Origin of the sequence: Actinomadura sp. NPDC049382, from assembly GCF_040677125.1 — a bacterium.
Classification (GTDB): Bacteria; Actinomycetota; Actinomycetes; order Streptosporangiales; family Streptosporangiaceae; genus Spirillospora; species Spirillospora geliboluensis.
In genome coordinates this window covers 20825-29870 of sequence record NZ_JBFARO010000098.1, presented here as the reverse complement: position 1 = coordinate 29870, position 9046 = coordinate 20825, and the positions used below count along the sequence as shown (strand labels likewise).

Genomic DNA, 9046 nt, shown 5'->3' with positions numbered 1-9046 from the left:
GCCCGGCGCACATCTTCCCGTACGGGTGGGTGCGGTCCGCGAACTGGGACGACTGGTACGTACTCGCGATCTTCGCGGCCCTGGCACTGACCGGCCATTGTTGTGCCGCCTTCCGGCCCTTCACGGAGTTGCGCATGCCGGTTTACCCCGGTGTCGTGCGCTTTTCTTCGCTGCAAATCACCACGGCGTCGTGCGCATGCGATTCACCTCCTGGTCCGATGGGGCGGGACGGGAGCGCGGAACATCACCACGGGGGCGTGCGCATGCGATTCACCTCCTGCTCTCGCCGGGACGGGACGGACGATCGCGGATGGTCACCACGGGGGCGTGCGCATGGGGCACCTCCACTTCTCGGCGGACACGGGCCCGGACGTCCGGGCCCGGGGGAGCGGGCGGCCGCCGGGGCGCGCGAGGGCGCCGGGACGACCGCGTCCGAGCAGGTCAGAGGGACAGCAGCAGGAAGTGCTGGGGGAGGTGGACGGCCAGGCCGAGGCGCATCGAGGCGGTGATGGCGGCCTCGCCGGCGCCGTCCCCGGCGGCGTCCCCGCCGGCGGGCCGGCGCAGGGCGAGGGTGGACTCCTCGCCGTCCAGCAGCGTGATCCCGGCGCGGAAGTCGCCGAGCAGCACCCGGTCCGGCTCGATCATGCGGGTGCGGGTGAGGCGCAGCCCGGCGGCGTCCAGCGCGGGCAGCGCCCCGCCGCCGACGAGCCGCCAGTACAGGGCGGGGTGCATGACCATCCCGTCGCACGAGCCGCCCATCTCCTCCACCTCGGCGCAGCCGGACATCAGCGCGTCCAGCACGGCGCCTGCCGCGGCGTCCGGGCGCGGGGCGGCGAGGCGGCGCAGGCCGTCCAGGCGCAGCAGCCCGGTGATCGCGCCGTCGTCGCTGCCGCGCAGGAGAACCTCGTTCTCCACGGTGCACAGGCGGACGATCACGCGGTGGTCGACGAACCGCGCCAGCAGGGCGGGGTCGGCGCACAGCTCGGCGGGCACCGGGACGGAGACGGAGATCTCGGTCAGCTCGGCCTTGGCGAGCGCCGGGCGGAACACCGCCTCCGGCGTCGCGCCGTAGCGGGTCCCGGAGCGGTCGTCCCCGCCGCGCCCGGTGGCGCGGAGTTCCCGCACGTAGCGCAGGGTCCGGTCGGTGACGGTGCCGCCCTTGGTCTGCTCGCGGACGGTCGGGCGGGGCCGGGTGGAGGCGAGCGGGAACAGCGTCGTCAGCGGCGCCCGGATCCGGACCGCGGCGTCGCCCCCGGCGGCCCTGGCGACCGCGACCGCCAGTTCCTCGCCGGGGCCGCGCTCGCGCAGCCCGGGGTCATCGATGAGGTAGTCCAGCACGCAGAACTCCCATCAGGCACATACCTTTCGCGGCCGTCCGGATCTCGGATCGGCCGACAAATGCACGGCGCCGATCCTGCACCGTGCCAACCCAGAGAGTAAGCACAGGATCGCGGAAATTAAAAGGGTCTCCCTCGATCTTGTTCCGAAATAATCGGTCATGGTAGAACTTCGTAGCGGATTGGATGGGGAGGTGCCATGGCGAAGCCGGATAATGCAGCCGGGGGAGCGGCGGCAATCACCGATCCGGTGCTCGATCCGCGCCGCGGGACGGGCCCCCGGCCGGCCGCGCGGCCCGCCCCCGGCTGCCCGCTGCGCGCCGCCCGCACCACGGCCCGCGCCGCCCGGGAGAAGGACGGCGATCCGCCGGGTGACGGCGGATGAGCACCCCGACCGCGTCCCGCCCCGGCGCCCCCGCCGACCTGGGCGGTCTCGGCCTGCTGGAGATCGCGCGGCCCCTGATCGACGCCGCCCGGCACGACCTGCGGGACCGCCTCGCCGCCGGCCCGCCGCTCCCGGACGGCCTCGCCGCTCTGCTGCTGCGCGACCCGCCGCTCGGCTGGCTCACGATGGCCGTCCAGCCGGCGCTGGCCTGGGAGCTCGCCGCCGCGCGCCGCCGCGGCCTCCCCGGCGACACACCCGAGCGGCGCTACGCCGCGTTCACGGAGGCCCTGCGCGACCCGGCGGAGGCGCGGCGGATCTGGGCGGAGTACCCCGTCCTCGCCCGGCAGGCCGCCCGCCTGCTGGACGCCTGGACCGCCGCCCGCACCGCGTTCGCCCGCGACCTCGCCGCCGACCTGCCCGCGCTGACCGCGGCGTTCGGCGGGCTCGGCGCCGTCGCCGGCGTCCGCTTCGGGTCCGAGGAGACACACCGGGGCGGCCGCACGGTCGCGCTCGTCCGGTTCGAGCACGGCACCCTCGTCTACAAGCCCCGCAGCCTGGCCGTCGACCACTGCTTCGACCGCCTCCTCGGCTGGTTCAACGCCTCCGGCGGCGTGCCCCACCCGCTGCGCCGGATCCGGCTCCTGGACCGCGGCGACCGCGGCTGGAGCGAATACGTCGAGCCCGCCCCCTGCGCCCGTGAGCGGCTCCCGGCGTTCTTCTGGCGGATGGGCGCGCTGCTCGCGCTGACCCACGCCGTGCACGGCTACGACCTGCACGCCGACAACGTGATCGCCGCCGGCGCCGACCCCGTGGTGATCGACCTGGAGGCCCTGTTCCACACCGAGGGCACGCAGCCGATGGCGCGCCGCGCGCGGCTCGGCGACCCCGCCGCCGAGCGGCTGGCCGCGTCCGTGCTGCGCACCGGGCTGCTCCCCGGCCCGCTCGTCATGCCGGACACCGGCACCGAACTGCCCTTCGGCGTCGACATCAGCCCGCTCGGCATCGCCCCCGGCCGCCGCTCCCTCATCCCGACGCCGGTCGTCGAGCACGCGGGCACCGACCGGATGCGCGCCGGGCTCGGCTACCGGGACGTCCCCGCGCCCGCCGGGCGGCTGCGCCTGCCGGACGGCGGCACCGCCGACCCGCGCGCGCACCGCGACGCGCTCACCGCCGGGTACGCCTTCGCGCACCGGCGGCTGGCCGCCGCGGGAACGGGCCTGCTCGCGCCGGGCGGGCCGCTGGACGGCTGCGCGGACGTCCCGGTGCGGCTGATCCAGCTGTCGACGTTCCTCTACGTCCGGCTGCTGCTGGAGGGCTGGCGGCCGGAGGCGGCGCGCGACCCCGCCGTCCACGAGCGCGGCCTCGCCCGGCTCGACGCGGGCTGGCCCGGCGTCCCGCACCGCGCCGCGCTCATCGCGGCGGAGAAGGCGGCGCTGCGGCGCGGCGAGGTGCCCGTGTTCGAGATCCGCCCCGGGCACCGCGACCTGTGGCTGGAGGACGGCACGCGCCTGCCCGGCGTCCTGCCCGCCGCGCCGCTGGAGGAGACCGCGGCCCGCCTCGCCGCGCTCCGCGAGGAGGGCCCCGCCGCCCAGCTGGAGATCATCGACGCGAGCCTGGCCGCGCTCGACACCCGCCCGCGCGCCGGGCACCGCGTCCCCGGGCCGGCGGGCGGCGACGACCCGGTGCGCGGAGCCCTCGCCATCGCCCGGCGGCTCGACGAGACCGCCGTCCGCGACGGCGACCGCATCGGCTGGCCGACGATCGAGGTCGTCGACGCCGCGTCCCGCCGGGTCGCGCCCGCCGGCCTCGACCTCTACGGCGGCCTGCCCGGCATCGGCCTGTTCCTGACCTACCTGTCCGCCGCGACGGACGAGCCCTGGGCCGCCCGCCTCGCCGAGCGGGTCGCCGACGAGGTCGCCGTGCGCCTGCGCGCCGGAGCGGACGTCCCCGCGCTCGGCCCCGTCTACCACCTGGCGCACGCCGCCGCCGTCCACCGCCGTCCCGACCTGGCCGAGGCGGCGCGCGACGCGCTGCTCACCGCCCCCGCCCCGCCCGGCCCGGACGTCCTGGACGGCGAAGGGGGCATGCTCCTGTCCGCGCTCGCGCTGCACGCCGTCCTGCCCGGCGAGCGGGTGCGCGACGCGGCGCGGGCCTCCGGGGAGCGGCTCATGGCCATGGAACCCGCCGGGCCCGGCCTCGGCTACGGCGCGCCCGGCGCGGCGCTCGCCCTCGCCCGCCTGCACGGCCTGCTCGGCGACCCCCGCCTCGCCGCCCGCGCGAAGGCGCTCGCCGTCCCGCCGGAGGACCCCGAGCCCGGCTGGTGCCAGGGCGCCGCCGGCACCGGCCTCGCCCTGCTCGACCTCCTGACCAGGCCCGAATGCGCCGCTCCCGAACTGGAGCGTTCCCTCGCCGCCGCCGCCGCGGCGGCCCGCTCCGCCGTCCTGCCCGCCACCGCTCCGCCCGACGACTCGCTCTGCCACGGCGCGTCCGGGCCCCGCGACCTGCTCGCCGCCCTCGGCGAGGACGCCCCCCGCCCGCCCGGCGGCCCGTGGCGCACCGCCCTGCCCGCCCCCGCCCCCGGCCTGCTCGCCGGCCTGTCCGGCATCGGCTACGGGCTGCTGCGCCGCGCCCCCGCCGTCGGCGTGCCCGCCGTGCTCGCCCTGGCGCCCCCGCACTCCTGAGCGAAGCTCCCGTTCCCCGTGGAGGAGACGAACATGACCGTGGACGTCCAGCCCGGCCTGCTCGCCATCGACGGCGCCGCGCCGGTGCGCACCGACCCCTGGCCGACCTACGACAAGGGCGACGTCTTCATCGGCGAGGACGACCTGCGCGACGCGCTCGACGCGATCCGCGACCGGCTCTACTTCCGCTACGACCACCGCCCCTACGCCGAGACCCGCGCCGGCCTGCTCGAACGGGACCTGTGCCGCCACTTCGGCGTCCCGCACGCGCTGGCCTGCGCCAGCGGCACCGCCGCGATCACGCTCGCGCTGCTCGCGCTGGACCTGCCGCCCGGCTCCCGCGTCGCCTGCCCCGCCTTCACCTTCGCCGCGACGCCCAGCGCGATCCTGCTCGCTGGGCACCGGCCCGTCCTCGTCGAATGCGACGACGACCTGCACCTGGACGTCGCCGACCTGCGCCGCCGCCTCACCCCGGACGTCCGCGCGGTCGTCGTCGTGCACATGCGCGGGTTCGCCTCCGACATGGACGCGATCTGCGCGCTCGCCCGCGAGCGCGGCATCCCCGTCGTCGAGGACGCGGTGCCCGCGCTCGGCGCCCGGCTCGGCGGCCGCCTCCTCGGCACGATCGGCGACGCGGGCGCGTTCAGCACCCAGTCCGACAAGTCGCTCAACACCGGCGAGGGCGGGTTCCTGCTCGCCCGCGACCCGGCCGTGCACGCCCGCGCGGTCGTCTACTCCGGCGCCTACGAGGGCCGGATGGCGCGGCACTTCGACGGCGCGCCGCCGCCCGTCGACGACCTCGCCCTGCCGATCTACGGGCTGCGAATGGACGAGATCCGCGCCGCGCTCGCCCGCCCCATGCTGCGCCGCCTGCCCGAGCGGCTCGCCGCCCACCGCCGCACCTACGACGACGTCGCCGGGCGGCTCGCGGGCGTGCCCGGCCTCGCGCTGCGCCGCCCCGTCGCCGACGGCGCCTACCTCGGCGAGGCGCTGGTGTTCCGGCTGCCCGGCGCGGGCGCCCGCGGCACCGCCTGGACCGCCGCCGCGCTGCGCGCCGAGGGCATCGACGCGCGCGCCCTCGGCGACCCCGGCGACACCAACGTCCGCGCGTTCTGGAACTGGCGGTTCCTGTTCCCCGACCCCGAGCGCGCCCGCGCCGAGTACCCCGCCACGGCGGCGCGGCTGGACGAGGCGGTCGACATCCCGCTGTCGGCGAACCTCACCGCGCGGGACCGCGACGACGTCGTCGAGGCCGTCCGGAAGGTCGTCGGCTCCGGCGCCGGGCGCCGCTGATGGTCCGCGTCCTGTACGTGACGGGCTGGTGCCGCAGCGGCACGACCCTGCTCGGCAACCTGCTCGGCGAGCTGCCGGGCGCCGTCCACGTCGGCGAGCTGCGGTACCTGTGGACGAACGGCGTCCTCGGCCGCGGCACCAACACCCTGTGCGGCTGCGGGCGGGACGTCCCGGCGTGCCCGCTGTGGAAGGCCGTCATCGCCCGGATCGCCGGCGCCGACCCCGCCTGGCACGCCGAACGCGCCGTCGCGCGGCAGCAGGCCGCGCTGCGGACCCGGCACACCGGCCGCCGGCTCGCCGAGGCGCGGCACGTCCGCGCCGCGCACCCGGCCGTCGCCGACCTGGTCCGGCTGTACGAGGCGATCGCGGCGGAGTCCGGCGCCGGGCTGATCGTCGACACCGGCAAGTTCCCCGCCGAGGCCGCCGCGCTGTGCGGCGCGCCCGGCGTGGACGCCCGCGTCCTGCACGTCGTCCGGGACCCGCGCGCCACCGCCGAGTCGTGGCGGCGCGCGAAGGACTACATCCCGGCGATGGGCCCCGCCCGCAGCACCGCCTACTGGACGGGCTTCAACCTCGCGTCCGAGCGGATCGCCCGCGCGTTCCCCGAGCGCTGCCTGCGGCTGCGCTACGAGGACTTCACCGCCGGCCCGCGCGCCGAACTGGCGCGGGTGATGGCGCACGCCGGCCTCACCGGCGAACCGCCCGTGGACGGCGACGGCACCGCCCGGCTCGGCGTCAACCACACCGTGACCGGCAACCCCGACCGGCTGCGGCGCGGCCCGGTCCGGATCCGGGAGGACGACGCGTGGGTGCGCGCGCAGCCCGCGCCCGCCCGCGCCGTCGCCACCGCCCTCGCCCTGCCGCTGCTGGCCCGCTACCGCTACCCGCTGCGGCCCGTCCCGGCCGCCCCGATCCCCGCGGAGGTCTGATGGATCTCGGACTGCGCGGCCGGGTCGCGCTGGTCGCCGCCGCGACCAGCGGCCTCGGCCTGGCCACCGCCCGCGAGCTCGCCGCCGCCGGCGCCGACGTCGCGTTCTGCGGGCGCGACGAGGCGCGGCTGGAGGCCGCGCGCAAGGAGATCGACGCGGCCGGGCCGGGCCGCGCCGTCGCGACCCGGCTCGACGTCCGCGACCACGAGGCGGCGGCCGCGTGGGTCGGCCGCACCGCCGCCGACCTCGGCGGCCCGCACGTCCTGGTCACCAACGCGGGCGGGCCGCCGGCCGGCCCCGCCCTCGGGTTCGGCCTCGACGCCTACCGCGACGCCGTCGAGCTGTGCGTGCTGTCGCACATCGCGCTCGTCCAGGCGGCCGTCCCGCACATGCGCGACGCCGGCTGGGGCCGCGTCCTCATGATCGCCTCGGAGACGATGCGGCAGCCGACGCCGGAGCTCGCCCTGTCCGGCACCGTGCGGCCCGCGCTCGCCGGGTTCGCCAAGGCGCTCGTCCGCGAGCTCGGCCCGGCCGGTGTCACCGTCAACGTGCTGGCGCCCGGCTACCACCTCACCCCCGCCGTCGAGGCGCTCCTCGGCGACGACCGGGACGCGGGCCTCGCCGGGATCGCCGCGGGCATCCCGCTCGGCCGGCTCGGCTCGCCCGCCGACTTCGGCGCCGCCGCCGCGTTCCTCGCGAGCGAGCGGGCCGGCTTCATCACCGGGACGACCCTGCTGGTCGACGGCGGCCTCACCCAGGGAATCTGAAGGCACGGCATCTGAGTTCAGGGCCTCTGAGAACGGAGAGAGCGTGGAGTTCGACGACGTGCTCGCGGCGCGGCGGATGGTGCGCCGCTACCGCACCGACCCCGTCCCGCCGGAGACCGTGGAGAAGATCGCCCGGACGATCCGCCGGGCGCCGAGCGCCGGGTTCAGCCAGGGCCACCGCCTCGTCGTCGTCACCGAGCGCGCCACCCGCGAGCGCGTCGCCGAACTCGCCGAGGAGTCCGTCTACCCGGAGAAGTGGCTGTCGGTCGCGCCGGTGCTGATGGTGCTCGGCATCCGCGAGGACGACTACCACGACCGCTACACCCGCCCCGACAAGCTCATCGACGGCAAGGAGATGGAGTGGCCCGCCCCCTACTGGTGGGTCGACTCCGGGGCGTTCCTGATGCTGATCCAGCTCGCCGCGATCAACGAGGGCCTCGCGACGGGTTTCGCGACCGTCCGCCACAAGGACGGGCTCAAGAAGCTGCTCGGCCTCCCCGACGACATCGCCGTGGTCGGCGTCGTCACGATCGGCCACGCCCGCGAGGACGCCGTGCCCCCGGCCGACACCGCCCGGCTGCGGTCGATGGCGAAGCCCTACGGCGACCTCGTCCGCCGCGAGTCCTGGGCGGACCCGCGCTAGAGCCAGGTCGTCGGCAGCCCGTGCGACGGGCCCTCGCCGAGGATCCGGCGCTCCCCGCCCGGCCACAGCCGCAGCGCCACGACGTGCGCGGTGCTGAGGCGTGAGGCGTCCGGACCCTCGAACGACAGGTGCGCCACGGGCGCGTCCGCGGTGGCCGCCGCGCCGGCGTCCTCGATGTGCCGGTCGACGCGCGCCGCCTCGTCCTCCGACAGGTAGGCGCGCATCGTCGAGTGCCACACCACCGTGGCGGTGCCCCGCTCGGGGGCCAGGCCGTCCAGGAACTCGGCCGCGCCCGCCCGGACGACCTCCGCCGGGACCCGCGCCGCCACCTCGAACGCCGCCCGCAGCCGCGCCACCCGCTCCGCCTGGTCGGGCCACACGTACGACAGGAGCCGCCGCTGCGCCGCGGGCGACGCCGCGTCGAGCGGGTTCGGGTCGCAGCCGCGCCGCTCCACGATGGCCAGCGGCGCGTCCAGCGGCGGCAGGCCCCGCCACGCGCCGGGCAGCACGACCGGCGACTCCGGCCCGTACACGCCGCCGTCGTGGCGGAACCGGAAGTGGTCGGCGCGCAGGTTCAGGCCCGCGCTCGCGCCGATCTCCAGGAGCCGGACCGGGCGCCCGCCCGTCGCCGCGCTGATCGCCAGGAGGCCGCCGACCAGCGGGGCCGACCGTCCCACCTCGTTCGTCTGCGGCGGGTCGGTGAGGCCCGCGCGGATCTCCGCCGCGTGCCCGGCCAGCACGTCCCGGAACGCGGGCCAGGCCAGCAGCGGGTCCCGCGTTCCCCCGGCGGTCGGGTAGTACGCGGCCAGTTCGGGCGCGCGCCCCTCCAGCACGAGGCGGTGGACCGTCCCCAGCATCCCCAGGATGTAGCCGGAGCCCCGGTGCTCCCCGAGCACGTCCGCCGCGGCGCCGCCCGGGTCGTCCGCCGCCCGTGCCAGCAGCTCCGCGTACATCGGCGATCCGAGCTCCGCGCACGCCCGGGACTGTGCGAGCAGTTGCTTCCTCACCCGC

General features: G+C 77.5%; 8 protein-coding genes. 6 read left to right on the top strand and 2 right to left on the bottom strand.

From position 1 onward, the window contains the following. Positions 1 to 441: 441 nt before the first annotated feature. Positions 442 to 1338 carry a family 3 encapsulin nanocompartment shell protein gene (locus tag AB0K34_RS35280; RefSeq protein WP_364553203.1) on the bottom strand — a complete coding sequence of 299 codons (897 nt, stop codon included), beginning with the start codon at positions 1336 to 1338 and terminating at the stop codon, positions 442 to 444. Positions 1339 to 1536: 198 nt separating this feature from the next. Between AB0K34_RS35280 and AB0K34_RS35275 the strand changes: the two genes are divergently transcribed. From AB0K34_RS35275 to AB0K34_RS35250, 6 genes are read left to right on the top strand one after another with little or no spacing between them, the layout of a single operon-like run. Beyond that, positions 1537 to 1722, top strand: coding sequence for a hypothetical protein (locus tag AB0K34_RS35275; RefSeq protein ID WP_364553202.1), 186 nt, complete (start codon positions 1537 to 1539; stop codon positions 1720 to 1722). Then, positions 1719 to 4403, top strand: a complete 2685-nt coding sequence (locus AB0K34_RS35270) for a type 2 lanthipeptide synthetase LanM family protein (RefSeq protein ID WP_364553201.1) — start codon at positions 1719 to 1721, stop codon at positions 4401 to 4403. Before AB0K34_RS35275 ends, AB0K34_RS35270 begins: the two co-directional genes overlap by 4 nt. 33 nt (positions 4404 to 4436) lie before the next feature. Then, complete coding sequence (locus AB0K34_RS35265) at positions 4437 to 5696, top strand: aminotransferase class I/II-fold pyridoxal phosphate-dependent enzyme (RefSeq protein WP_364553200.1); 1260 nt, start codon at positions 4437 to 4439, stop codon at positions 5694 to 5696. Continuing rightward, positions 5696 to 6625 carry a sulfotransferase gene (locus AB0K34_RS35260; RefSeq protein WP_364553199.1) on the top strand — a complete coding sequence of 310 codons (930 nt, stop codon included), beginning with the start codon at positions 5696 to 5698 and terminating at the stop codon, positions 6623 to 6625. Before AB0K34_RS35265 ends, AB0K34_RS35260 begins: the two co-directional genes overlap by 1 nt. Beyond that, positions 6625 to 7392 (top strand): SDR family oxidoreductase, encoded by a 768-nt coding sequence (locus tag AB0K34_RS35255; RefSeq protein WP_364553198.1) that lies wholly within the window; start codon positions 6625 to 6627, stop codon positions 7390 to 7392. Before AB0K34_RS35260 ends, AB0K34_RS35255 begins: the two co-directional genes overlap by 1 nt. Before the next feature lie 43 nt (positions 7393 to 7435). Then, the gene (locus AB0K34_RS35250) at positions 7436 to 8035 is read left to right on the top strand and encodes a nitroreductase family protein (RefSeq protein WP_138639325.1); all 600 of its coding nucleotides are present in this window, start codon (positions 7436 to 7438) and stop codon (positions 8033 to 8035) included. Here AB0K34_RS35250 and AB0K34_RS35245 read toward each other — a convergent pair. After that, entirely contained in the window at positions 8032 to 9042 is a 1011-nt protein-coding gene (locus tag AB0K34_RS35245; protein ID WP_364553197.1) for a DUF2332 domain-containing protein, read from the bottom strand. The two genes, AB0K34_RS35250 and AB0K34_RS35245, sit on opposite strands and share 4 nt — an antisense overlap. Between the last annotated feature and the right edge of the window lie 4 nt (positions 9043 to 9046).

Coding starts and splice junctions, on each gene's coding strand:
- AB0K34_RS35270 (WP_364553201.1), top strand. CDS start 1,719: ATGAGCACCCCGACCGCGTCCCGCCCCGGCGCCCCCGCCGACCTGGGC.
- AB0K34_RS35260 (WP_364553199.1), top strand. CDS start 5,696: ATGGTCCGCGTCCTGTACGTGACGGGCTGGTGCCGCAGCGGCACGACC.
- AB0K34_RS35265 (WP_364553200.1), top strand. CDS start 4,437: ATGACCGTGGACGTCCAGCCCGGCCTGCTCGCCATCGACGGCGCCGCG.
- AB0K34_RS35255 (WP_364553198.1), top strand. CDS start 6,625: ATGGATCTCGGACTGCGCGGCCGGGTCGCGCTGGTCGCCGCCGCGACC.
- AB0K34_RS35275 (WP_364553202.1), top strand. CDS start 1,537: ATGGCGAAGCCGGATAATGCAGCCGGGGGAGCGGCGGCAATCACCGAT.